Origin of the sequence: Bacillus sp. JJ675 (genome assembly GCF_036963165.1) — a bacterium.
In the GTDB taxonomy this organism is placed as follows: domain Bacteria; phylum Bacillota; class Bacilli; order Bacillales; family Bacillaceae; genus Bacillus; species Bacillus glycinifermentans.
Window position 1 is genome coordinate 33,855 of the sequence record NZ_JBALMR010000018.1, and the last position, 22,572, is coordinate 56,426.

Consider the following 22,572-nt stretch of genomic DNA (forward strand, 5'->3'; position numbering starts at 1 on the left):
AAGAAGAGGAGATAAATGATCAGAATGCTCAAGGTTCTCGGTACGCCAGCCTGATGAATCTTTTCAACGATGGGCAGAAGCAGATAAGTGATAAAAACCGCGATCGCCAAAGGGATCAAAATCGACTTCAAGAGGAGAGAAACCGGCTCCCATATCATCCGGAGCTGCAAAAAGATATAAACGGTCAGGAGGAAGAGCATGAAAATCGAGATCCACATTAAAAGCTGCAGCGGTTTTTTCAGCATGTTTTTCACCTCTTTTGTTATCCTTTCGATGATATTGAAAAATTATTCTTTTCTCCGAATTAAAGGATTTTTATAAGAATAAAATGGACTAAACCCGAAAAACCAACCAGCCGGATAGACCGCTTGATTTTTCTGAATTAACAAAACTATTTGACTATTTTAATGGTAAAAATGTATAATATCCCTGCTGATGGAATTACTTGTTATATGATATGACACACATAAAGGGGGAATAAAATGATTGTATTTGACCAGGTAAATAAGCACTATGGAAACTTTCATGTTTTGAAAGACATCAACTTACATATCAAAAAAGGCGAAGTCGTCGTCATCATCGGCCCCTCCGGCTCGGGAAAAAGCACGCTGCTCCGCTGCATCAACCGGCTGGAAACGATTGACCAAGGCACATTAACGGTAAACGGCACGGTGATGAACGATAAAAAAACAGACATCAATAAAATCCGCCAAAATATCGGAATGGTATTCCAGCACTTTCATCTCTACCCGCACAAAACAGTTCTGCAAAACATCATGCTAGCCCCTATAAAAGTATTAAAAAAACCCGTAAAAGAAGCACAGGAAACATCCGAATATTACCTGCAGAAAGTCGGCATTCCCGACAAAGCCGATTCCTACCCGTCCCAGCTTTCCGGCGGCCAGCAGCAAAGGGTCGCAATCGCGAGAGGCCTGGCCATGAAGCCTGACATCATGCTGTTTGACGAACCGACGTCCGCTCTCGATCCCGAAATGATCGGAGAGGTATTGGACGTGATGAAAACCCTTGCCAAAGAAGGCATGACAATGGTCGTCGTAACCCATGAAATGGGGTTTGCCAAAGAGGTAGCCGACCGCATCGTATTTATCGACCAAGGAAAAGTTTTGGAGGAAGCAATACCGGCTGAGTTCTATGCGAATCCCCGCGAAGAAAGGGCGCGTCTGTTCTTAAGCCGTATCTTAAACCATTAAACAGAATTGGAGGAATAGGTATGTCACTTATAAAAAAAATCCCGGCATTCGGATTTACTGCTCTCTTAGCGATCATGCTTCTTGCCGCCTGCGGAGGAAAGGAAACCGGAGGATCTGACAGCGGGAATACGAATACGTTTGAAACGATTAAAAAGCGGGACAAAATCGTATTCGGTGTGAAAAATGACACGCGGCTGTTCGGCTTGAAAGATCCGAAGTCAGGCGAAATCGAAGGCTTTGATATCGATATCGCCAAACAGCTTGCCAAACAAATTCTCGGCGACGAAAACAAAGCCGAGTTTAAAGAAGTCACATCCAAAACAAGGATTCCTATGCTGCAAAATAACGAAATTGACGCCATTATCGCCACCATGACCATTACGGAAGAACGCAAAAAAGAAGTCGATTTCTCAGATGTGTACTTTGAAGCAGGCCAGTCGCTCCTCGTCAAAAAAGACAGCCCGATCAAAAGCACGGCCGACCTTGGCAAAGGAACAAAAGTTTTGGCGGTAAAAGGGTCGACATCGTCACAAAACATCCGCAAAGAAGCTCCTGAAGCCTCCGTTCTTGAATTCGAAAATTACGCAGAAGCCTTTACCGCTTTAAAATCAGGACAGGGCGACGCTTTAACGACAGATAATGCGATCCTGTACGGAATGGCTGATGAGGATTCTTCCTTCCACTTAGTCGGCGGTACGTTTACCGAAGAGCCGTACGGAATTGCCGTGAAAAAAGGACAAAAAGAGCTGGTAAAGGAAATCAACAAAGCGTTAAAAGAGCTGAAATCAAGCGGCGAATACGACAAGGTCTACAAAAAATGGATCAAGGAAGGATGACGACAATAGCCGGCTTTCGTTAAAGGAGTGTGAAGCGTATTGAACTTCTCGATACTCACCGAAAATTGGGAAATGTATTTGGAAGGCTTTAAAACGACCATTTTAGCAAGCGTCATCGGTTTAATCTGCAGCTTTTTGCTGGGGACAATCATTGCCGTCATGAGAATTGCGCCGCTGAAACCTTTACATTGGCTGGGTACCGCCTATGTTGAATTCGTCCGCAATATCCCGCTTTTATTGATTACGTTCGTTTTCTTCTATGGCCTTCCGTCTAGCGGAATGGTCATAGACGGCTTTACCGCCGGAACGATCGCGTTAACGATTTATACGGCGGCATTTATCGCCGAAGCGATACGCGCCGGAATCCAATCGGTGCCAAAAGGACAAATGGAAGCGGCAAGGTCGTCCGGTTTAACCTACAACCAAACGATGAGATACATTATATTGCCGCAGGCGATTAAAATCGTGATTCCTCCGCTGGGAAATCAGTTTATTAATTTAGTCAAAAATTCTTCTATTCTCGGCGTTGTCGCAGGAATGGATTTAATGTATCAAGGGGATCTGATTTCTTCCAGCACCCTGGTCACCTTTGACGTCTATATTTTTGTGGGGCTGTTCTATCTGCTGTTAACGATACCGCTCAGCATTGGAGTCGGACAATTGGAAAAAAAGCTGGCCAAAAGCAATTAACAGGCAGGAGGGTGACATGTTATGGATTTTTCCGGCGCTTATACACCAGACCATCTTTTATTTTTGTTAAACGGTTTTTATGTCACGTTGAAGGTTGCGTTTATTTCCATTATTCTCAGCTTTATCATCGGCGGCGTCATCGGGACGCTGCGTTTTGCAAATATTCCCGTCGTCTCAACCATGCTGGCCGTTGTCGTGGAGACGATTCGAAATCTGCCGCTGTTGTTAATTATCTTCTTTACTTATTTTGCTTTGCCTGAAGTCGGCATCAAACTGGGCATCACAGCTTCAGCGATTGCAGCATTAACCGTGTTTGAGTCGGCGATGCTTTCAGAAATCATCAGAAGCGGATTGCAATCGATCGATAAAGGCCAGATTGAAGCGGCCCGTTCTTCCGGCTTGACGTATATTCAGACATTAATGTCGATCATCATGCCGCAGGCGCTCAGAAGAATGGTCCCGCCGATCGTCAGCCAATTCATCTCGCTTTTGAAGGATACATCGCTGGCCGTGGTGATCGCCCTGCCGGAACTGACCCATAATGCACAGGTGATCAACGGACAAAAAGGCAACTATCTCATCCCTATCTTCCTGTTGGTTGCCCTGATGTATTTTACGGTGAATTACTGTCTTTCGCTTGCAGCGAGACGTTTGGAAGCAAGGGAAACGTAAGAGAGGATACCCGAAGAACGGGTACCCCTCTCTTTAAAACATTCTCATAACGCGCCTTCTAAGCTTTCTCATGTTCCGTTTATTCATCATGTCGCTTTGAGACGCCATGTAATACATCAACGCCCCGGCACCTAACGAAATGAGAGAAGTCATTGTCCGATTCAACATTCTAACCTCCATTCAAAGGTTAATCGTACGTTCGTCATCCGTAAACAGATCGTCAAGACTGCTCAATGTTCCGTCTTCTTCCACCTGATGGGTTGAAATTTTTCCTTTCGAAAGGGTCAGCTCTATGAAGCATCCCCAGCAATAGTATTGATTCACACCGATTTTTCCGATGTCTTTGCCTTTGCAGTTCGGGCAGATCAGCATTCGTATACACACCTCTTATTTAATTCAGGACGATTGTGCTTCTGCCTACTTGAAGCGGTTCGCCTGATGGCTGGATGTGCTTTTTGTCGCCTGACAAGTCGGCAAAAAAACCGTCTGAAAGTTCGTATGATACGATTATGCCCGAGTCGGAAGAAAAGTATACATCTTCCAGTATTCCCAGCGTATCGCCGCTCCCGTTTTTGACCATTTTTTGTTTAAGCTGGTCATAGGAAATGCTCTGCTTTGGGATTTGCATCGGCTTAAATACGGTGAAATCAACGAATATCCCGTCACGATTAATCTCAGTGACGGAGGGAAGCGGAAGGAGCGAGCGATGGTTGTAAAAGCGCCGCTTCTCTTCCATGACAAATCCGAGGCATGTCCCTTCCTGGGAAAAACAAATATCTGTCACCGCTCCAAGCAAAAGAGACGACTGCCTGTCGTAGACATTGAGCCCTTCCAGCTCATTGCATGTTCTCAAAGTGTGATCAACCACCTTTTTCAGAACAGTCTTAGGTTCTGCCGTTGGAACGGGACTCATACGATGAAATGGATTCCATGAAAAAGCTTTATTCCGCCTCTTTTTCCATAAAGTCAAACGGTGTAATGCCCTCCATGCCGATATTGGCGTCATATATGCTAAACGGCAGCTCCTTTTGGAGCGCGGCGAGCTCTTCGTCTTCTTCATGCGCTGCCTGCTGAAGCCTTCTCTTGAGCGAAGTCTGCCTTTCAGAGGAATCTTTGTTTTTGATGCCCCATTCGAGCGCTTCCTCTTCGCCGCACAAAATGAGAAATTTTTTGCTTCTTGTAATTGCCGTATAAAGCAGATTTCTTCTCAGCATCCGGTAATAGCTTTTGACGACGGGAAGGATGACGATCGGAAATTCGCTGCCCTGCGATTTATGAATCGAACAGCAGTAAGCATGCGTAAACTGATTAAAATCCTTTTTGGTGAATGTGATCTCGTTGCCGTCGAAAGAGACGACGGCCATGTCTTCTTTTTCCGTATTTTCCTTCGCATAAAAGATGGAGACGATTTCTCCCATATCTCCGTTAAACACATTGTGCTCCGGCTGGTTGACGAGCTGAAGAACTTTATCTCCCGTCCTGTAGACGACATCCCCGTACTTCAATTCCCTGCCTTTTTGCTTCGGCGGATTGAGGATGTTTTGCAAAAGCGCGTTTAATTCATTGATTCCCGCCGGTCCTCTGTACATCGGAGCGAGCACTTGGATGTCCCGTGCGGAATACCCTTTTTGCAATGCGTTTTGGACGACTTTTTCCACGACCTCTTTCATTTGCTGCTGACGGCACCTGATAAATGACCGGTCCTTTGTCGGCGCTGTCAAATTTTGCGGCAGCCGGCCCTTTTTCATATCATGCGCAAGTTCCACGATTGATGAACCTTCAGCCTGCCGGTAGATATCGGTTAATCTGACGGAAGGAATGACGTTCGAGGCTAAAAGATCCCTGAGCACCTGTCCCGGTCCGACGGACGGAAGCTGATCTTCGTCTCCGACCATGATGACCTGTATCCGGTTGGGTATCGCTTTGAACAATTGATTGGCAAGCCATATATCGAGCATGCTCGTCTCGTCGATAATCACCAGCCGGCCTTCGATCGGGTTGTCCTCGTCATGTGTAAACCCTTCAGAACCGTTCCAGCCGAGGAGCCTGTGAATCGTCACGGCCGGAAGCCCCGTCGACTCGCTCATCCGTTTGGCCGCTCTGCCTGTCGGCGCAGCCAGGACAAACGGAAACGCCTCGTCTTTTTTATAATCAGCCGGATTCAAGCTCAAACCGTGAAGCTCGCTGTACAATTCGACAATTCCCCTGATGACCGTCGTTTTCCCAGTCCCCGGTCCTCCGGTTAAAAGGAGCATCGGAGACATCAGCGCTTTTTGAATCGCTTCTTTTTGGCTTGGCGCGTACTGAACCTGCATCCGTTCCTCAAGCTCCCCTAAAGCAAGCAAAAATTCCGATTCGGGGAACTGATCGTCATATTCGGTTTGTTCCGCGATCGTCAGCACCCTTTTGGCAAAGCTTTGTTCAGCATAGTAAAGCGAAGGATAGTAGCACCTGTCATCTTCTATGAACAATTCCTTTTGTTCGCCGAGCGAAATGATCGAATCCGCCACATCCATTTCGGTCACCTTTTCTTCGCCTGGCGACTGGTTCAGCAGCTTTTGCGTCTCGATGATGAGCTGTTTTGTCTCGATGTAAGTATGCCCTTCCTGCAGGCATGCCGCTTCGATCGTAAATAAAATCGCCGCTTTGACCCGTTCTGGATGCCTGCCCGAAATCCCCATTCGGCCGCCCAGTTCATCCGCTTTCACAAAGCCGATCCCTTCGACGTCCTTCACGAGCTGGTACGGATTTTCGCGGATTTTATCAAGCGTTTCCGATTCATATGCCTGATAAATTTTCATCGAAAGCTGGGGTCCAAAACCGAACTCGCTTAACGAAATCATGATCTGCTCGAGCCCCTGGTGCTGCTGAAGCGCGGCGGCAAGCTTATCCGCTTTTTTCTTTGACAGCTTCGGGACGTCGTAAAGCACTGAAGCGTCGCCCAGAATTTTGTTGATCGCGCCTTCCCCGAGCTTATTGACGATTTCTTCTGCCGTTTTTTTGCCGATGCCTTCAAACAAGTCGCTCGACAAATATTGAATGACGCCCTCTTTTGTCGTGGGGACTTCTTTTTTAAAATGATCCGTCTGAAATTGGAGGCCGAACTTCGGATGGGAGGCGGTTTTTCCGTAAAACGTATACGTTTCATCTTCAAAGATCGCCGGAAAATAACCTGTGACGGAAACGGTTTTCTCATCAAACGATTCAGATGTTTCCTGGACTTTTACTTTCAGCACGGTATAGAGATTTGTTTCGTTGTGATAGATGACAGTTGTTACCGTTCCCTTCAGAAAGGACGCCTCATCCATTCGCATTTGGTCCGGATTTTGGTGTTTCACTGTGCTCCTCCCTCCTTTACAGCGCTCTCGGCATCATGCTTCTTCGAGCAATTGCTTGGCCTGGATGCTCAAGAAATGGTCAGGCTGTATGTCGATCGCTTTGTTCAGCATCGCAAGCGCTTTTTCCCGGTTTTCCTGATAGGCGTATGCAACGCCTAAATTATAATAAGCATCGGCATGCCCCGGATTGAGCTCCGTTACTGTGGAAAACTGGGCGATCGCTTCGTCCAGCAGGCCTTCGTTGGCAAGGCACAGCCCGTATTGAAAGCGGGCTTCGTGATCCGCTTCATTCAATTCGGCCGCCCTCTGCAAATACGGCAAAGCGAGCTTCGGCTGCTCAAGTTTTACGAGCACGGTTCCGAGCATATAAAACAAGTCGCTGTTTTCCATGCCCGTCCGGTATGCTTTTTCAAACATATCCTTTGCCTCTTGGTAGCGCTCTTTCATGACATAGACATTTCCGGCTCCATAATAAGCCGCTCCGGCTTTTTCATCAAGGCTTACCGCCCTTTCATAAAAGGCGAGCGCCCTGTCCAATTCGCCGAGTGCCGACAGCAGGTTTGCAAAGTTGATGTACGGAACGGCATCGCCGCTGTTTTTATCGATTGCTTTTGTAAATGCTTCGGCCGCTTTTTCAAAGTCTCCCTTTTGCATGGCATCAATTCCGATTTGGTTGTAGTCCAAAAGCCTTCTCCCTTTCGTGCTCGATTTTAAAAAGGCCGTCGACAAAGTCGACAGCCGTCAAGCCCCAGGATTCCGGGGCTTTGTTTATTATACATACCAGAGCTTTTGCCCGTCTTTGTATACATCATCGATCGTTCCGCCGCCAAGGCATTCTTCGCCTCTGTAAAAGACGACCGCTTGTCCAGGCGTCACGGCGCGGACAGGCTCTTTAAAAATGACTTCCGCTTCATCGGTTCCGGTCATTTTGACGGTGACCTCATGATCAGCTTGGCGATAGCGGAACTTAGCCGTGCAGGAAAGTTCAGACTCATCTCTGAAGGCGCCGCTGTGCACAAAGCTCACGTTTGTCGCCGTGATCTTGTCTGAATACAAGAGCGGGTTGTCAAAGCCTTGATCAACATACAAAATATTTTTTTCGAGATCTTTTCCGACGACAAACCACGGCTCTCCGCTTCCGCCGATGCCAAGGCCGTGCCTTTGCCCGATCGTGTAATACATCAAACCGTCGTGGCTGCCTTTGACTTCGCCTTCCATCGTCCGCATCTCTCCCGGCTGTGCCGGCAGATATTGGCTGAGGAATGTTTTGAAATTCCGTTCGCCGATAAAGCAGATGCCCGTGCTGTCTTTTTTCGCCGCCGTCGCAAGTCCCGCTTCTTTTGCGATTTCGCGGACGCGGCTTTTTTGCAGCTCGCCGATCGGGAACAGCACTTTATCAAGCTGTTCTTCTGTCAGCTGGTTCAGGAAATACGTCTGGTCTTTATTTTCGTCAAGTCCCCTCAGCATTTTAACCCTGCCTTCCGTACGGTCGACCCTCGCATAATGGCCTGTGGCAAGATAGTCTGCGCCAAGCGACAAAGCGTGCTCCAAAAAGGCTTTAAATTTAATTTCTTTATTGCACATGACATCGGGATTCGGCGTTCTGCCCGCTTTATATTCATCAAGAAAATATTGGAACACCTTTTCCCAATATTGCTTTTCAAAATTAACCGCATAATACGGGATGCCGATTTGGTTACAGACTTTAATGACATCTTCATAATCTTCCGTAGCGGTGCAAAACCCGTTTTCATCGGTGTCATCCCAGTTTTTCATAAAAATCCCGATGACATCGTAGCCTTGCTCTTTCAAAAGCAGGGCTGCGACAGAAGAATCAACGCCACCGGACATTCCGACGACTACCCGTGTATCTTCAGGCCGCTTCGTCATTTTCATCAACTCCAATAAATCAATTCATTAACTTATCCTTCACAGATCATATCATCATTATCAAGCGCGATGCGAATCTTTAGCTCACGCCAGACGATCTACAACCTTTGCGAGCTCTTCTGCCGCGCGCTTTATTTGCTCTTCGGTATTGCCAAAGCCGAAGCTGATCCGTATTGATGAAGTGAGCTGATCTGCATGTTCGCCGAACATCGCGGAGAGAACATGGGAAGGAAGAACCGATCCGGCGGTGCAGGCCGATCCGCTCGATACCGCGATGCCGGCCATATCCAAGTTAACGAGCAGCGCCTCGACCGAAACCCCCGGGAAGTACAAGTTCAAAATATGGGGAAGACTGTCCTCAAGACTTCCGTTCACTTCAAATTGGACGCCTTCACGTTCAAGCGTTTTGGTGATGATGTTTTTGAAGCGGCGGTAAAGAGCCGTTTTTTCTTCTCTTTCCTGTTTTGTGAGAATAACGGCTTCGCTCAACCCCACGATCCCTGGCACGTTTTCCGTTCCGGCCCGGCGTTTGCGTTCCTGTTCGCCTCCGAAAACAATCTGCGTGAGCTTCGCTTTTTCATTGACATACAAAAAGCCTGTCCCCTTCGGTCCATTCAGTTTGTGCCCGGAAACAGACATCATGTCGATATGGCTGCCTTTTACATCGATCGGCAAGAAACCGAACGCCTGAACGGCATCTGTGTGGAACAATGCCTGATGGTCTTTTACAAGCGCTCCGATTTCGTCAATCGGCTGAAGCGTCCCCACTTCATTATTTCCGTACATTACCGTGACAAGGATGGTATCATCGCGCAGCGCATCCTCGACTTGCCGGGCGGAAACCCGGCCGCTTTTGTCAACGTCAAGGTATGTCACATCAAAGCCCATTTCCTCCAGCCTGTTGCATGTATGCAGTACTGCGTGATGCTCTATCTTGGTCGTGATGATGTGCTTTCCTTTATCCTTATTCGCCTGCGCGCTTCCTAAAATCGCCATATTGTCGGCTTCCGTGCCGCCACTCGTAAAAACGATTTCATTCTCACGCGCTCCGATTTCCCCGGCGATCATCGCCCTTGCATCATCAATCCATTTCCGGCCTTCTCTGCCGAAGGAATGAATGCTTGAAGGATTGCCGAAGTTTTCCGTAAAATAAGGCAGCATTTTTTCTACTACGCGCGGATCGGTCGGAGAAGTTGCTGCATGATCTAAATAAATCCGTTCCATCCTCATTACACCTCAAGTCTTAAATGTAAAACATATAGGCTTCCTGATCGCCTTCCGTATAGCTTGCCAAGTCTTCGAGCGTCGTGGAGTCAAGCACTTCCTTGACGGCGTCGCGGATCTTGATCCACAGCTCGCGTTTGGCAGGCTCCTCGTTTTCAAGCACTTCAACGGGGCTGATCGGGCCTTCCAGCACGCGGATAATGTCGCCCGCCGTAATGGAAGCTGGGTCATCGCCAAGAATATAGCCGCCGTATGCGCCGCGGATGCTTTTGACAAGCCCGGCATTCCGCAACGGGGATACAAGCTGTTCCAAATAATGCTCGGATAAATCGTTTGTCTGGGCAATGCTTTTCAAAGAAGTCGGGCCTTCGCCATGCTTCTTGGCAAGCTCAATCATAATCGTCAGCCCGTATCTGCCTTTAGTTGATATTTTCAAATTAAACACCTCTAACCTATAACAAAATCATGCCTTCAGGACGAAGTTACTCAGGCCGTTTCACAGGACGTGAAAGTCTTTAGCCGAGTTTCGCTCCGGACGAAGGTACTCTGGGCCCTCTCACAGGATGCGGAAGCCGTAAACCGCATTTCGTTACGGAGATTTCCGCCGAAAAAAAGATATCCCCGCCCTGCTGTCGGCCGTCCGGATATTTCTTCTGCGTGTACAAGCCGCTATATGCCGGCAAGCATTTTGCTTGTCCGTCTGATAGATTACAGGTAATTATAGCACACTTTATATAAACTTTCATTTTCCGCTATATAATCAGTGTTGCCATATTGATTTCTTTTCTAATCGTCTTTTTTCCGTTACTCTATAAAAAGAATATATTCAGGAGAGATTGATCATGAAACCATTAGCATTTCGAATGCGTCCGACAAAAATTGAAGAGGTTCTCGGCCAAGATCATCTCGTAGGAGAAGGCAAGATCATTCAGCGGATGGTGCAGGCAAAGCACCTTTCGTCCATGATCCTGTACGGGCCGCCCGGCATCGGAAAAACATCGATCGCAACGGCCATTGCCGGGAGCACAAGCATCGCCTTCCGGAAGCTGAACGCGGTGATCAACAACAAAAAGGACATGGAAGCAGTTGCCGCTGAAGCGAAAATGTCCGGTCAGGTGATATTAATATTGGACGAGGTGCACCGGCTCGACAAAGGCAAACAGGATTTCCTTCTGCCGTATTTGGAAAACGGAATGATCATCATGATCGGGGCGACGACGGCCAATCCTTATCATGCGATTAATCCGGCGATCAGAAGCAGAACGCAAATTTTCGAGCTGCACCCTTTGAGCCCGGACCAAATCAAAACAGCCATCGAACGGGCTCTGCATGACGAGCACAGAGGCTTAGGTTCATATCAGGTTGAGATTGACGAGAAAGCGCTCGACCATTTCGCGGCAGGCTGCGGCGGAGACGTCCGTTCGGCACTAAATGCAGTGGAGCTTGCCGTTCTGTCGACAAAAGAAAATGAAGAAGGAATCATTCATATTACGACGGAAACGGCGGAAGAATGCCTCCAGAAAAAAAGCTTCGCACATGACAAAGACGGTGACGCTCATTATGACGTGATCTCCGCCTTTCAAAAATCGATCAGGGGATCTGACGTGAATGCTGCTCTCCATTATTTGGCGCGGCTGATGGAAGGCGGTGATTTGGAAAGCCTTGCCCGGAGGCTTCTCGTCATCGCTTATGAGGATATCGGACTTGCAAACCCGCAGGCCGGCGGGAGAACGCTCCAAGCGATTCAAACAGCGGAACGGATCGGGTTCCCCGAAGCGCGCATTCCTCTGGCAAACGCCGTAATCGAGCTTTGCCTGTCGCCTAAATCAAACTCGGCCATCCTCGCAGTTGACAAGGCTTTGGCAGACGTCCGGTCAGGAAAAATCGGCGATGTGCCGAAACACTTAAAAGACGCCCATTATAAAGGGGCTGCCGAGCTTGGCAGGGGCGTTGATTACAAATACCCGCACGACTACGAAAACGGCTGGGTCAAGCAGCAATACCTGCCTGATCCATTGAAAAACAAAGTGTATTACGAACCGAAGCAGACGGGAAAATTTGAACTCGCGCTTAAACAGGTATATGACAAGCTGATGAAGACAAAATGAAAAACGGCCCATCCCCCTTTATCCGGGGAGACGGGCCATTTTTCGTTCCGCTTCCGTTCTGAGCTTGTAAAAATACTTGACGATTTCGTGTTCGCGGTCAATGACCGGTACCATTTTTAAGAGCCGGCGTCTGCCCGTCCTTCTATCTATCATTCCGAGCATTCTGACAAGAACTTGTTCAGACGACAATGTTTGATTAATACTGTTTGTGAAATACTCGTCAAGCGCAGCAAAAAATTGGTATCGATAAAAATGTCCGTCTTCATTTGCCTGATGCAGGGCTTCGTCATAAATCCGCTCGTTTTCCGTTACATCATCAACATTTCTTACGCTATTGGATCGGGACTCTATTTCGGTCGTTTTGTTTATCGCTGTAAGCGTGCACATGCTGAATATATCTTTCCCGTCCACATTAATGAAAGCCCTCCCCATTTAATCATGGGCTTTTCGATATGCCGTAACGTGAAAGTTCACCCGATTTTTTAGACTTTCGCATATCAAATCGTCCAATCGCCTTTTATCTTTGCTCCATCTTCTCATGAACTTCCTCCAAAACGGCAAAAAGGATAGCCGGCGGCATTTCCTTGCTATCCTTTTGCATTATTTATCTTTCACCCTTTTGATCGGAATATCTTTCAATAGCTCCATGACCACATGGCCGCCCATGATTAAGCCGGCGACTGACGGAACAAAGGCGTTTGATGACGGCGGCATCTGCGCTTTGCGGATTTTCGCCTCATCATTTCCGACGACTTTGCGGACGTCTTCGCGGATCACGATTGGGCTTTCATCGGAAAAGACGACTTTAATGCCTTTTGTAATGCCTTCTTTGCGCAGTCTCGTCCGAATCACTTTTGCAATCGGATCTGTGTGCGTTTTTGAAATATCGGCGACTTGAAACCTCGTCGGATCCGTCTTATTGGCCGCGCCCATGCTTGAAATGATCTTGATGTTCCGCTTGAGGCACTCCTTCATTAAATGGATCTTATAATGAATCGTATCCGAGGCGTCGATCACATAGTCAGGTTCATAGGCAAAAAACTGCTCATACGTTTCTTCCGTATAAAACATCTTTAAGGCGATGCAATCGCATTCCGGGTTGATATCGGCGATCCTTGCCTTCATCAAGTCAACCTTGGGCTGGCCGACCGTCGAAAGCAGCGCGGGAAGCTGACGGTTGACGTTTGTGATGTCAACGTCGTCTTTATCGACCATTACGATTCTGCCGACTCCGGAGCGGGCGAGCGCTTCTGCCGCGAACGAACCGACGCCGCCGATTCCCAAAACGGCAACCGTGCTGTTTTTTAAAATTTTCAATCCTTCTTTGCCAATCGCTAATTCATTGCGTGAAAACTGATGTAACAAGAATCTCACTCCATCTTTATATACAGTTACCGATAGTATCTTATCATAATCGGGTCATTAAACAAGCTGTCTGTTCAATTTTCATTCATATTTTTGCTTTTGTCTCATACACTTTTCTAAGTATGGCCAAAATTTTCAAACTACAAAAAAGTCCCGATTGTGCCGTTGCCGCATTCCTTCGTTTTGATCCCGCTCTCGGCAGGTGGGTGTTCTGTTCCAAACTTTGCAAGTCCTCCGGTTTCGAGTGAAAAGAGGCATTTACTCCGTTTGAAAACAATGAACTCCCAAGTAAAGAAATGTTCGGTCAAAACTAGGTGTACAACAAACACATCAGGACTTTATTTGTTAAAAATGATATCATACGTCCCCTTGATTTTCAATGGGATGAACAGCCGTATATTTTACAATTTACTGTCGAACTTTGCGGTTGATTGACAGGTGCAGCTCATCGAGCTGGGCGCTGTCAACTTCGCTAGGAGCTTCCATCAACAGACAGCTTGCGCTTGCTGTTTTCGGGAAGGCGATCGTATCTCTCAAATTGGTTCGGCCGCTGAGCAGCATCACAAGCCGGTCAAGGCCGAGCGCGATTCCGCCGTGCGGGGGAGCCCCGTATTCAAACGCCTCAAGCAGGAAGCCGAACTGTTCTTTCGCCTCTTCCTCAGATAAACCGAGAAGCGCAAACATTTTCTCCTGAACGTCTTTTTCAAAAATACGGATCGATCCGCCGCCCAGCTCATAGCCGTTTAAGACGAGGTCATAGGCTTGAGCTTTCATGTCTTCCGGATTCGTGTCGACCAGTTCCAGGTCTTCCCGGACAGGCATCGTGAACGGGTGGTGCGCCGCATAGAAGCGTCCTTCTTCTGAGTCATACTCAAGAAGCGGCCAATCCACAACCCATAAAAAGTTGAACAAGCTTTCATCGATCAGTTTCAAATCTTTTCCGAGCTTTAAGCGCAGTGCGCCGAGAGCGTCATTGGCGACTTCCAGCCGGTCTGCGACAAAGAGGATGAGGTCCCCTTCCGCCGCGTTTAGCGCTTCAGCGAGCGCCTGTCCTTTTTCATCCTGGAAGAACTTCGCAATCGGCCCTTTTAAACCGTCCGCTTCGGCTTTCAGCCATGCCAGTCCTTTCGCCCCGTAGTTTGCGGCGAATTCGCCGAGCGCATCGATGTCTTTCCGCGAATATTTGGATGCTGCCCCTTTTACGTTTATTGCTTTGACTGCGCCTCCATTTGCCACGGCTGACGCAAATACTTTAAAATCAGAGTCCTTTACGGTTTCTGACACATCGGTCAACAGCATGCCGAACCGTGTATCAGGTTTGTCTGAACCATAAAGGTTCATCGCATCTTGATAAGACATTCTCGGCAGCGGCAGCGGGATTTCAATGCCCCGTGTTTCCAGCAGCACCCTGGCGATCATCTCTTCAGCAAGCTTCATGATGTCTTCCTGGCTCATAAACGACATTTCGATATCGATCTGCGTAAACTCCGGCTGGCGGTCGGCGCGCAAATCTTCATCCCTGAAGCAGCGAGCGATTTGATAGTAGCGGTCAAAACCGGACACCATCAATAGCTGCTTGAAAAGCTGCGGGGACTGCGGCAGTGCGTAAAATTCGCCTTCATGAACGCGGCTCGGTACGAGATAATCGCGCGCTCCTTCAGGCGTTTTTCTTGTCAATACCGGTGTTTCTATATCGATAAAGCCGTTATCGTCAAGGAAGCTGCGGACGGCTTTCGTAACGTTATGCCGCATTTTTAACGTGTTGTACATCTCCGGCCGCCGCAAGTCGAGATACCTGTGCTTCAATCTGACGTCTTCAGACACTTCGGAGGCCTGGTCACTGATCGCGAAAGGAGGCGTTTTTGCCGCGCTCAGCACGGTGACCGATTCAGCCTGGATTTCAATTTTGCCTGTTTTCAGGTTGGGATTGACCGTGGCTTCTTCGCGTGCGACGACTTTGCCCGTGATGTCAAGCACGTATTCACTGCGGATCGTTTCCGCCGTTTTGAGCGCATCTGCGGAAAGATCGGGATTAAAGACAACCTGAACGATGCCGGATCGGTCTCTTAAATCGATGAAAATCAGACCTCCGAGATCGCGTCTTTTTTGAACCCATCCTTTTAGTACAACGGTTTCTCCAATCGCCTTCTCCGTGATTTCGCCACAATAATACGTTCGTCCAAACAAAGCGTTCCTCTCCTTTACCTTTCAGTGTTTGCTTTCATAAAACGGATGAATTCGTCAAGTTTGATTTCCTGTTGTTCTCCCGTTTTTGCATCTTTGACATTGATTTTGTTGTCCTTGAGTTCATCTTCGCCTAAAATCGCGATATATTTTGCGTTGAGGCGGTCGGCCGCTTTAAACTGGCCTTTCATTTTTTTAAATTCGTAATCGATGTCGCCGGAGATTCCTTCCTCCCTCAGCTTGTAGAGAAGGGATACGGAATAGTCCTTCGCCTTTTCCCCCAGCGTCACGATATAGCAGTCGAGTCCTTCATCGACAGCAAGCTTCACATTTTCGGCGTCAATTGCGGCAAGCAGGCGCTCGATGCTCATCGCAAAGCCGATGCCCGGCGCTTTCGGTCCGCCGATTTCCTCGGTAAGGCCGTCATAGCGGCCCCCTCCAGCGAGCGTCGTGATGGCGCCGAAGCCTTCTGCATCACTCATGATTTCAAAAGCCGTATGGTTATAGTAGTCAAGCCCCCTGACGAGGTTCGGATCCACTTCAAACGAAATCCCGATATCTGTTAAATATTGCTGAACCTTTTCAAAGTATGCTTTCGATTCGTCATTTAAATAATCAAGAATCGAAGGAGCCGTTTTCAAAAGCTCATGCTCTCTGTCCTTTTTGCAATCCAAAATCCTGAGCGGGTTTTGCTTGAGGCGTTTTTGGCAGTCTCCGCAAAACTCATCAATGCGCGGCTCAAAGTGGCGGATCAGCGCTTCCCTGTGCGCAATGCGGCTCGTTTTGTCGCCAAGGCTGTTAATGACGAGCTTCACATTTTGCAGACCGGCTTTTCGGTATACGCTCATCGCCAGGGCAATGACTTCCGCATCGATCGCCGGATCGCTCGAACCGATCGCTTCGACGCCGAATTGATAGAATTGACGGTAGCGCCCGGTTTGAGGCCGTTCATAGCGGAACATCGGTCCGATATAATACAGCTTTGTCGGCTGCGTCGGATTCGCAAATAGTTTATTTTCAACAAACGAGCGTACCGCAGAAGCCGTACCTTCAGGACGAAGCGTGAGGCTTCTCCCTTTTTTATCTGCGAATGTATACATCTCTTTTTGAACGATATCCGTCGATTCTCCTACACCCCGTGAGAATAATTCTGTATGTTCAAAAATCGGCGTCCTGATTTCTTTATAGTGATATGCATGACAAGTCTCTCTCGCAATGTTCTCGACATATTGCCAGCGCTCTGATTCTCCGGGGAGGATGTCCTGTGTTCCCCTTGGAATGTTAAATGCCATTTGTAAAGCCTCCTCTTTTTCATACCTGTTTTCTCTTCTGAAAAATAGAAAAAACCCCCGAGCCTACTATAAAACCAATAGTAGGGACGAGAGTTATACCCGTGGTGCCACCCTAGTTGGAACTGCCTGGCAGTTCCCGCTTTCATTCCTTTAACGCAGGTTCACGTCCGCCGCCTAATTGCTCCGAAAATAAGCTTTCAGCGGGAAACCTTCGGAGTGTTCATTCGGATAAGATACCGTGCAGACCGCTTTCAGCCCAGGGCGGTTCCTCTCTTTTCACGTACTCTTACCTACTATTCTCCATCTTCAGTTCTAACTTATATGTACACTAATTTATATTATAATACGAGTGTTACGATTGTGTGTCAACCCTAAATGCGGTTCTTTTTATTCTTGATCGATTCTTTTGACGTCAGGCCGAGCTCTGTTGCCGTTTCTTCCAAATAACCGATATGCTCAGGATCAACATGATCCTTAAGATGCAAATTCGCTTCTTGTTCATGAATCGCTTTTCCCATACGATGATCATACCTCATCTCGCAACATCCTTTAGATCGCTTTTTTCTATAGTATAAACAAATCATTTTCATTTTATTAAAAAAACAGCAAGGAATATACGATATAAAGGAAGAAGTACTGTTTTCAAGTTTTCTAAGAAAGGAGGAGATGAAGAATTATTATGCGAAAGAGTGCAATCTTGATCCTCTCGATGATCCTGATCGCTCAAGCGGCCTTATATACATCATCCAATACAGCTTCTGCGGCCATAGGAGAAGCCGTGGTCGCCACTGATAAGATCAACGTCAGAAGCGGACCCGGATTGAGCCATGACATCGTCAGCGTCGTCAAGCGGGATGAAACATATCCGATTCTGGAGGAAAAAGGAGACTGGATTCAAATCCGGCTTTCCGGCGGACAAAAGGGCTGGGTCGTCTCTTGGCTCATTAAGAAAAAAGGACAGGCATCAGGCGGATCTGTATCCTCCGAAGCAAAAAGCGGACAAGTAACATCCACCGCTACTGACTTAAGAATCAGAAAAGGGCCCGGCACTTCATACGAAGTCAGCGGAACGTTCCCTAAAGGGGAAAAGGCCGCTCTCCTAAAAACGGACGGAAGCTGGGTCAAGATCTCCTATCAAAATGTAACGGGCTGGGTTCACTCCGACTATGTCTCCGGCGGTACTTCTGCAAATGAATCGTCCTCAAGCGGCGCTTCTCAAAAATCAGGAACTGTCGGCGTCTCGTCCCTGAATGTCAGAAGCTCGGCTTCCCATCAGGCTGGAATCATCGCCTCGCTGAAACGAAATACGGCAGTGACGATTTTGAATGAACAGCACGGGTGGTATGAAATCGAGTTCAACGGACAAAAAGGCTGGGTCGCAAGCCATTATATTTTGACGGACGATGGAAAGAATTCCGGTTCCGAAAACGCCGGCAGCGCATCCAGCTCAGGCTCAGGCGAGAATGCGACCATCGTGTACGACGGTACGAATATCAGAAGCGAGCCGTCAACTTCATCATCTGTCGTTAAACGCGCCAGAAAAGGCGAAGCTTACCCCATTACCGGGAAAAAGAGCGACTGGTATGAAATTGCCCTGCCGAACGGAAATTCGGCATATATAGCAAACTGGGTCGTTCAGACGTCTGATCAATCAGGATCTTCCGGAGACTCAGGCGATACAGAGCCTCCTTTATCAAAGCCGTCCGGCTCAAGCGATTCGATCAAAAACAAAACGATTGTCATTGATGCGGGTCATGGCGGACATGACAGCGGGACAATCGGTACGCGGGGAACGCTCGAGAAAAGGCTGACCATCAAAACGGCGAAGCTTCTTGCAGCAAAGCTGAGGGCAGACGGAGTCAATGTCTACATGACACGCAATGACGATTCTTTCGTCAGTCTGCAGTCGCGTGTTGCGACCTCTCATTACCGCAATGCCGACGCATTTATCAGCATTCACTTCGACAGTTTTGCAAATGCCTCTGTAAGGGGAAATACGGCCTATTATTACAGCCAGTCTAAAGACAAGGGGCTGGCCGCAGATGTTCAGTCCGAAATCGAAAAACAGTCGCCTCTGCCAAGCCGCGGCGTCTTATTCGGGGATTATTTCGTACTAAGGGAAAACAACCGCCCTGCCGCTCTGTTTGAGCTCGGCTACTTAAGCCATCCCCAGGATGAAGCGATCGTGAGCACAAACGGTTATCGAGAAAGAGTGACGGACGGAATCAGGAACGGTCTTGAAAATTATTTTAATTAAGAAAGCAGGCGGCTCCGCCTGCTTTTTTCGTTATAGTTCTATGTAATTCCCTATATCAAAAAACCTGTTAGAACAGATTTACTGCCTGAAATTCGCGAACGGACAGCTTCTTTCCTGCAAATTTCGACATAAAAAAGCCGCCATAAGGCGGCTTTTTTACGCTTTTGAATCCATAATAAAGGTTACTGGTCCGGAATTTGTCAACTTGACATCCATCATCTCGCCGAACCTGCCCGTTTCGACAGGCACCCCTTTTTCCCGAAGAAGGGTGTTCCATTCCTCGTAAAGCTTACGAGCTGCATCCGGTCTGGCCGCTTTTGTAAAATTCGGCCGGCGCCCCTTTTTCGTATCTCCGTACAATGTAAATTGAGATACCGACAGAACAGAACCTCCTACATCCAACAGGGAAAGGTTCATTTTTTCGGCTTCGTCTTCAAAAATTCTGAGGTTGACGAGCTTTTCAGCTAAATATTCGGCATCCTCCCTCGTATCATCGTGAGTCACGCCGACAAGCACGAGCAATCCGAGTCCGATCTTGCCGACAATCTCGCCGCCGACTGTGACGCTCGCATCTGTGACGCGCTGAACAACTAATTTCATGACGATTCCCCCCCTAATTCATCACCCGGCGCACTGAATAAATATCCTTAATCTGCTTAATCCGTTCGACCACTTTGTGCAAATGGTTGATATTTTGGATAAAAATGGCCATATGGATCGTGGCCACTTTGTTGCGGTCCGATTTTCCGGAGACGGATGAAATATTCGTTTTCGTTTCATTGACGGCTTGAAGTACTTCGTTCAGCAAGCCGCGGCGATCATAACCCAAAATTTCAATTTCGACATTGTATTCTTTTCTCCGCTGCGTTTGCGGCTCATGCTCCCACTCGACCTGAATGAGCCGGTCAAGCGCTTCATTTGTCAAAACATTCGGGCAGTCTTCACGATGCACGGACACGCCCCGCCCCTTTGTAATGAATCCGACGATCGGATCGCCCGGAACGGGATTGCAGCATTTGGAAAGGCGGATGAGAAGGTTGTCGACGCCTTTTACGCGAACGCCGGCTTCGCGCTTTTTCCCTTGATAAGGCTTCGTTTCAGCCGTCACTTCCTGAACGGTTTTCACCTGCTCTTCCTGGTCGCGCATTTTCCGTTCTTTCTCCGTCAGGCGGTTGGCGACCTGAGCTGCCGTAATGCCGTTATAGCCGACAGCCGCATACATATCCTCTTCATTAGAGAAGTTAAACTTATCGGCCACTTTTTGCAGGTTCTCGGGAGTCAGCACGTCTTTTACATCAAAATCGAGGTTTTTAATCTCTTTTTCAACGAGCTCCCGCCCTTTTTCAACGTTTTCTTCCCTGCGCTGCTTCTTGAAGAACTGGCGGATCTTATGCTTCGCCTGGGACGTCTGGGCAAGGTTGATCCAGTCTTGGCTCGGACCGTAGGAATGCTTGGACGTCAAAATTTCAACGATGTCCCCGGTACGCAGCTTGTAATCCAGCGTGACCATTTTGCCGTTCACCTTGGCACCGATCGTTTTATTGCCGATTTCCGAATGAATTCTGTATGAAAAATCGATCGGCACGGAGCCTGACGGAAGCTCGATGACGTCGCCTTTCGGCGTAAATACGAACACCATATCGGAAAACAAATCGATTTTAAGTGATTCCATAAACTCTTCGGCATCGCTTGACTCGTTTTGAAATTCCAAAATCTCGCGGAACCAGGACAATTTTTTCTCAAAGCTTGCATCATCATTGACGCTCTTGCCTTCTTTATACGCCCAGTGCGCGGCAATTCCGTACTCGGCGATTTCGTGCATTTCGAACGTCCTGATCTGCACTTCGAGGGGATCGCCTTTCGGACCGATGACTGTCGTATGCAGCGACTGATACATGTTCGGCTTCGGCATTGCGATGTAATCCTTGAACCGTCCCGGCATCGGCTTCCAGCACGTATGAATAATGCCTAGAACAGCGTAGCAGTCTTTGATGCTGTTGACCAAAATTCGCACTGCGAGCAAGTCATAGATTTCGTTGAATTGCTTATTCTGCATGGCCATTTTTCTGTAGATGCTATATATATGCTTTGGACGGCCTGAGAACTCCGCTTTAATGTTGACTTCTTCGACGCGTTTTTTTACCTCGTTTACGACTTCTTCGACGTACAATTCTCTCTCGGCCCGCTTTTTCTTCATTAAATTGACAATCCGATAGTACTGCTGCGGGTTTAAATACCGCAAAGCGGTGTCCTCAAGCTCCCATTTTATTTTTGAAATCCCAAGGCGATGCGCCAGCGGAGCAAAAATTTCCAGCGTCTCATTCGAGATTCTCCGTTGTTTTTCCTGCGGCAGGTGCTTCAGCGTTCTCATGTTGTGAAGGCGGTCAGCCAGCTTAATCAAAATAACGCGGATATCCTGAGCCATAGCCACAAACATTTTCCGGTGATTTTCCGCCTGCTGTTCTTCCTGTGATTTATATTTAATTTTCCCCAGCTTTGTGACGCCGTCGACGAGCATTGCGACTTCTTCGTTAAACGCTTCTTTTAAATCTTCGAGCGTAACGCTCGTATCTTCAACGACATCGTGGAGAAATCCGCCCGCTATCGTTGCAGGGTCCATTTCCAAATCGACCAGAATGCCCGCCACCTGGATCGGATGGATAATGTACGGCTCACCCGATTTGCGGTACTGTTCGCGATGTGCGTCTTCCGCATACTGATAAGCCTTTTTTATAAAAGCAACATGTTCATCGGAAAGGTAAGATTTCGCCTTTTCGATGACTTGCTCAGCAGTTAATACTTGTTCGTTCGCCATGGAATCACCTTTTTTATAATTGAAAAACTGTATTGTAATTATTATCAAGAAAAATGTCACAGATGTAAAGAGAAGAAATAAAAAAGAACACACCGGCGTGCAACATTTTTTGGAATAGGAAAAAAGCACCCGCTTTTTATGAGTGCTTTTTATAGTATAAAATTTGTTTAGTATTGCATCAAGGTTAAAATATCATATCCGTCAAGTTTGCTTCTTCCTTCAAGATACGTCAGCTCGATCAAAAATGCGATTCCTGCCACAATGCCGCCGAGCTCTTCGACAAGCTTGATCGTTGCATCGATCGTTCCCCCTGTCGCGAGAAGGTCGTCCGTGATTAAAACGCGCTGTCCCGGTTTAATGGCATCTTTATGGATGGTCAGTACATCTTTTCCATATTCCAGGCCGTAGTCGACTTTGATCACTTCACGGGGCAGTTTTCCTTCTTTGCGGACGGGCGCAAAACCTACTCCGAGAGCGTACGCGACCGGGCAGCCGATGATAAAGCCCCTCGCCTCAGGACCGACGACAAGATCAATTTGTTTTTCTTTCGCATAGGTGACAATTTGATCAGTCGCGTAGCGATAGACTTCTCCTTTATCCATCAATGTTGTAATATCTTTAAATTGTACGCCTTCCTTCGGGTAATCCGGTACAATTGTTACATATTTCTTCAAATCCATCTGTTTTCAT

Annotated in this window: 22 protein-coding genes, 1 other RNA gene, 1 pseudogene and 1 other annotated feature; of the genes and pseudogenes, 6 read left to right on the plus strand and 18 right to left on the minus strand. The window is 47.7% G+C overall.

The features are described 5' to 3' along the window. Positions 1-245, minus strand: a pseudogene (locus V7126_RS04330) (AI-2E family transporter); the annotation flags it as partial. Between the two features lie 237 nt (positions 246-482). On the opposite strand from V7126_RS04330, the gene V7126_RS04335 reads away from it, so the two are divergent. The 4 genes from V7126_RS04335 to V7126_RS04350 are packed head-to-tail and all read left to right on the plus strand — an operon-like array spanning position 483 to position 3,409. Continuing rightward, positions 483-1,211, plus strand: a complete 729-nt coding sequence (locus V7126_RS04335) for an amino acid ABC transporter ATP-binding protein (protein ID WP_175075634.1) — start codon at positions 483-485, stop codon at positions 1,209-1,211. A 29-nt stretch (positions 1,212-1,240) separates the two neighbouring features. Beyond that, positions 1,241-2,047 (plus strand): transporter substrate-binding domain-containing protein, encoded by an 807-nt coding sequence (locus V7126_RS04340; protein ID WP_099047115.1) that lies wholly within the window; start codon positions 1,241-1,243, stop codon positions 2,045-2,047. Between the two features lie 39 nt (positions 2,048-2,086). Then, positions 2,087-2,737 carry an amino acid ABC transporter permease gene (locus V7126_RS04345; RefSeq protein WP_046132121.1) on the plus strand — a complete coding sequence of 217 codons (651 nt, stop codon included), beginning with the start codon at positions 2,087-2,089 and terminating at the stop codon, positions 2,735-2,737. 21 nt (positions 2,738-2,758) lie between these two features. After that, positions 2,759-3,409 carry an amino acid ABC transporter permease gene (locus V7126_RS04350; protein ID WP_175075635.1) on the plus strand — a complete coding sequence of 217 codons (651 nt, stop codon included), beginning with the start codon at positions 2,759-2,761 and terminating at the stop codon, positions 3,407-3,409. Positions 3,410-3,442: 33 nt separating this feature from the next. On the opposite strand, the gene V7126_RS04355 is transcribed toward V7126_RS04350, so the two are convergent. The 8 genes from V7126_RS04355 to cymR form a co-directional block, all read right to left on the minus strand. Next, entirely contained in the window at positions 3,443-3,574 is a 132-nt protein-coding gene (locus V7126_RS04355) for a YrzQ family protein (RefSeq protein WP_065894754.1), read from the minus strand. Positions 3,575-3,589: 15 nt separating this feature from the next. Then, positions 3,590-3,781: a hypothetical protein gene (locus tag V7126_RS04360; RefSeq protein WP_046132119.1), complete on the minus strand. Its 192-nt coding sequence runs from the start codon at positions 3,779-3,781 to the stop codon at positions 3,590-3,592. 19 nt (positions 3,782-3,800) lie between these two features. Further along, positions 3,801-4,262 (minus strand): PRC-barrel domain-containing protein, encoded by a 462-nt coding sequence (locus V7126_RS04365; protein ID WP_046132118.1) that lies wholly within the window; start codon positions 4,260-4,262, stop codon positions 3,801-3,803. An 88-nt stretch (positions 4,263-4,350) separates the two neighbouring features. Then, positions 4,351-6,723: an SF1B family DNA helicase RecD2 gene (gene recD2 / locus V7126_RS04370; protein WP_175075741.1), complete on the minus strand. Its 2,373-nt coding sequence runs from the start codon at positions 6,721-6,723 to the stop codon at positions 4,351-4,353. 57 nt (positions 6,724-6,780) lie between these two features. After that, on the minus strand, positions 6,781-7,401 hold the full coding sequence (locus tag V7126_RS04375) for a tetratricopeptide repeat protein (RefSeq protein ID WP_373688020.1): 621 nt from the start codon (positions 7,399-7,401) through the stop codon (positions 6,781-6,783). A gap of 117 nt (positions 7,402-7,518) precedes the next feature. After that, on the minus strand, positions 7,519-8,637 hold the full coding sequence (gene mnmA, locus V7126_RS04380; protein WP_175075637.1) for a tRNA 2-thiouridine(34) synthase MnmA: 1,119 nt from the start codon (positions 8,635-8,637) through the stop codon (positions 7,519-7,521). Positions 8,638-8,721: 84 nt separating this feature from the next. Then, positions 8,722-9,861 carry a cysteine desulfurase family protein gene (locus tag V7126_RS04385; protein WP_175075638.1) on the minus strand — a complete coding sequence of 380 codons (1,140 nt, stop codon included), beginning with the start codon at positions 9,859-9,861 and terminating at the stop codon, positions 8,722-8,724. Positions 9,862-9,880: 19 nt separating this feature from the next. After that, on the minus strand, positions 9,881-10,297 hold the full coding sequence (cymR, locus tag V7126_RS04390) for a cysteine metabolism transcriptional regulator CymR (protein WP_046132114.1): 417 nt from the start codon (positions 10,295-10,297) through the stop codon (positions 9,881-9,883). Positions 10,298-10,703: 406 nt separating this feature from the next. Between cymR and V7126_RS04395 the strand changes: the two genes are divergently transcribed. Next, a complete protein-coding gene (locus V7126_RS04395) occupies positions 10,704-11,969 on the plus strand; it encodes a replication-associated recombination protein A (RefSeq protein WP_046132113.1) in 1,266 nt (421 codons plus the stop codon). A gap of 18 nt (positions 11,970-11,987) precedes the next feature. On the opposite strand, the gene V7126_RS04400 is transcribed toward V7126_RS04395, so the two are convergent. From V7126_RS04400 to V7126_RS04425, 6 genes are all read right to left on the minus strand, one after another. Next, positions 11,988-12,401 (minus strand): SF0329 family protein, encoded by a 414-nt coding sequence (locus V7126_RS04400; RefSeq protein WP_421721858.1) that lies wholly within the window; start codon positions 12,399-12,401, stop codon positions 11,988-11,990. Positions 12,402-12,569: 168 nt separating this feature from the next. After that, positions 12,570-13,334: a tRNA threonylcarbamoyladenosine dehydratase gene (locus tag V7126_RS04405; RefSeq protein WP_046132112.1), complete on the minus strand. Its 765-nt coding sequence runs from the start codon at positions 13,332-13,334 to the stop codon at positions 12,570-12,572. A 146-nt stretch (positions 13,335-13,480) separates the two neighbouring features. After that, a non-coding RNA gene (gene ssrS, locus V7126_RS04410) (6S RNA) lies at positions 13,481-13,674 on the minus strand. 68 nt (positions 13,675-13,742) lie between these two features. Then, positions 13,743-15,521, minus strand: coding sequence for an aspartate--tRNA ligase (gene aspS / locus V7126_RS04415; protein ID WP_175075639.1), 1,779 nt, complete (start codon positions 15,519-15,521; stop codon positions 13,743-13,745). A 14-nt stretch (positions 15,522-15,535) separates the two neighbouring features. After that, entirely contained in the window at positions 15,536-16,810 is a 1,275-nt protein-coding gene (gene hisS / locus V7126_RS04420) for a histidine--tRNA ligase (protein WP_175075640.1), read from the minus strand. Positions 16,811-16,889: 79 nt separating this feature from the next. Continuing rightward, positions 16,890-17,126: a binding site (T-box leader), on the minus strand. 55 nt (positions 17,127-17,181) lie between these two features. Continuing rightward, positions 17,182-17,346, minus strand: coding sequence for a YrzK family protein (locus V7126_RS04425; RefSeq protein ID WP_096891867.1), 165 nt, complete (start codon positions 17,344-17,346; stop codon positions 17,182-17,184). Positions 17,347-17,489: 143 nt separating this feature from the next. Here V7126_RS04425 and V7126_RS04430 point away from each other — a divergent pair, with 143 nt between their 5' ends. Next, entirely contained in the window at positions 17,490-19,067 is a 1,578-nt protein-coding gene (locus V7126_RS04430) for an SH3 domain-containing protein (RefSeq protein WP_175075641.1), read from the plus strand. Positions 19,068-19,223: 156 nt separating this feature from the next. On the opposite strand, the gene dtd is transcribed toward V7126_RS04430, so the two are convergent. From dtd to V7126_RS04445, 3 genes are all read right to left on the minus strand, one after another. Then, complete coding sequence (dtd, locus tag V7126_RS04435) at positions 19,224-19,667, minus strand: D-aminoacyl-tRNA deacylase (protein WP_046132108.1); 444 nt, start codon at positions 19,665-19,667, stop codon at positions 19,224-19,226. 13 nt (positions 19,668-19,680) lie between these two features. Continuing rightward, the gene (locus tag V7126_RS04440) at positions 19,681-21,882 is read right to left on the minus strand and encodes a RelA/SpoT family protein (protein ID WP_175075642.1); all 2,202 of its coding nucleotides are present in this window, start codon (positions 21,880-21,882) and stop codon (positions 19,681-19,683) included. A 167-nt stretch (positions 21,883-22,049) separates the two neighbouring features. Beyond that, positions 22,050-22,562 carry an adenine phosphoribosyltransferase gene (locus tag V7126_RS04445; RefSeq protein ID WP_046132106.1) on the minus strand — a complete coding sequence of 171 codons (513 nt, stop codon included), beginning with the start codon at positions 22,560-22,562 and terminating at the stop codon, positions 22,050-22,052. Positions 22,563-22,572 lie beyond the last annotated feature (10 nt).

What these genes read in the sequence shown, in the direction of transcription:
- V7126_RS04385 (WP_175075638.1), bottom strand. Translation starts at nt 9,861, where the DNA reads ATGGAACGGATTTATTTAGATCATGCAGCAACTTCTCCGACCGATCCG.
- dtd (WP_046132108.1), bottom strand. Translation starts at nt 19,667, where the DNA reads ATGAAATTAGTTGTTCAGCGCGTCACAGATGCGAGCGTCACAGTCGGC.
- V7126_RS04375 (WP_373688020.1), bottom strand. Translation starts at nt 7,401, where the DNA reads ATGCAAAAGGGAGACTTTGAAAAAGCGGCCGAAGCATTTACAAAAGCA.
- hisS (WP_175075640.1), bottom strand. Translation starts at nt 16,810, where the DNA reads ATGGCATTTAACATTCCAAGGGGAACACAGGACATCCTCCCCGGAGAA.
- V7126_RS04395 (WP_046132113.1), top strand. Translation starts at nt 10,704, where the DNA reads ATGAAACCATTAGCATTTCGAATGCGTCCGACAAAAATTGAAGAGGTT.
- V7126_RS04350 (WP_175075635.1), top strand. Translation starts at nt 2,759, where the DNA reads ATGGATTTTTCCGGCGCTTATACACCAGACCATCTTTTATTTTTGTTA.
- mnmA (WP_175075637.1), bottom strand. Translation starts at nt 8,637, where the DNA reads ATGACGAAGCGGCCTGAAGATACACGGGTAGTCGTCGGAATGTCCGGT.
- V7126_RS04440 (WP_175075642.1), bottom strand. Translation starts at nt 21,882, where the DNA reads ATGGCGAACGAACAAGTATTAACTGCTGAGCAAGTCATCGAAAAGGCG.
- V7126_RS04335 (WP_175075634.1), top strand. Translation starts at nt 483, where the DNA reads ATGATTGTATTTGACCAGGTAAATAAGCACTATGGAAACTTTCATGTT.
- recD2 (WP_175075741.1), bottom strand. Translation starts at nt 6,723, where the DNA reads ATGCGAATGGATGAGGCGTCCTTTCTGAAGGGAACGGTAACAACTGTC.
- V7126_RS04360 (WP_046132119.1), bottom strand. Translation starts at nt 3,781, where the DNA reads ATGCTGATCTGCCCGAACTGCAAAGGCAAAGACATCGGAAAAATCGGT.
- V7126_RS04445 (WP_046132106.1), bottom strand. Translation starts at nt 22,562, where the DNA reads ATGGATTTGAAGAAATATGTAACAATTGTACCGGATTACCCGAAGGAA.
- V7126_RS04400 (WP_421721858.1), bottom strand. Translation starts at nt 12,401, where the DNA reads ATGGGGAGGGCTTTCATTAATGTGGACGGGAAAGATATATTCAGCATG.
- V7126_RS04430 (WP_175075641.1), top strand. Translation starts at nt 17,490, where the DNA reads ATGCGAAAGAGTGCAATCTTGATCCTCTCGATGATCCTGATCGCTCAA.
- V7126_RS04425 (WP_096891867.1), bottom strand. Translation starts at nt 17,346, where the DNA reads ATGAGGTATGATCATCGTATGGGAAAAGCGATTCATGAACAAGAAGCG.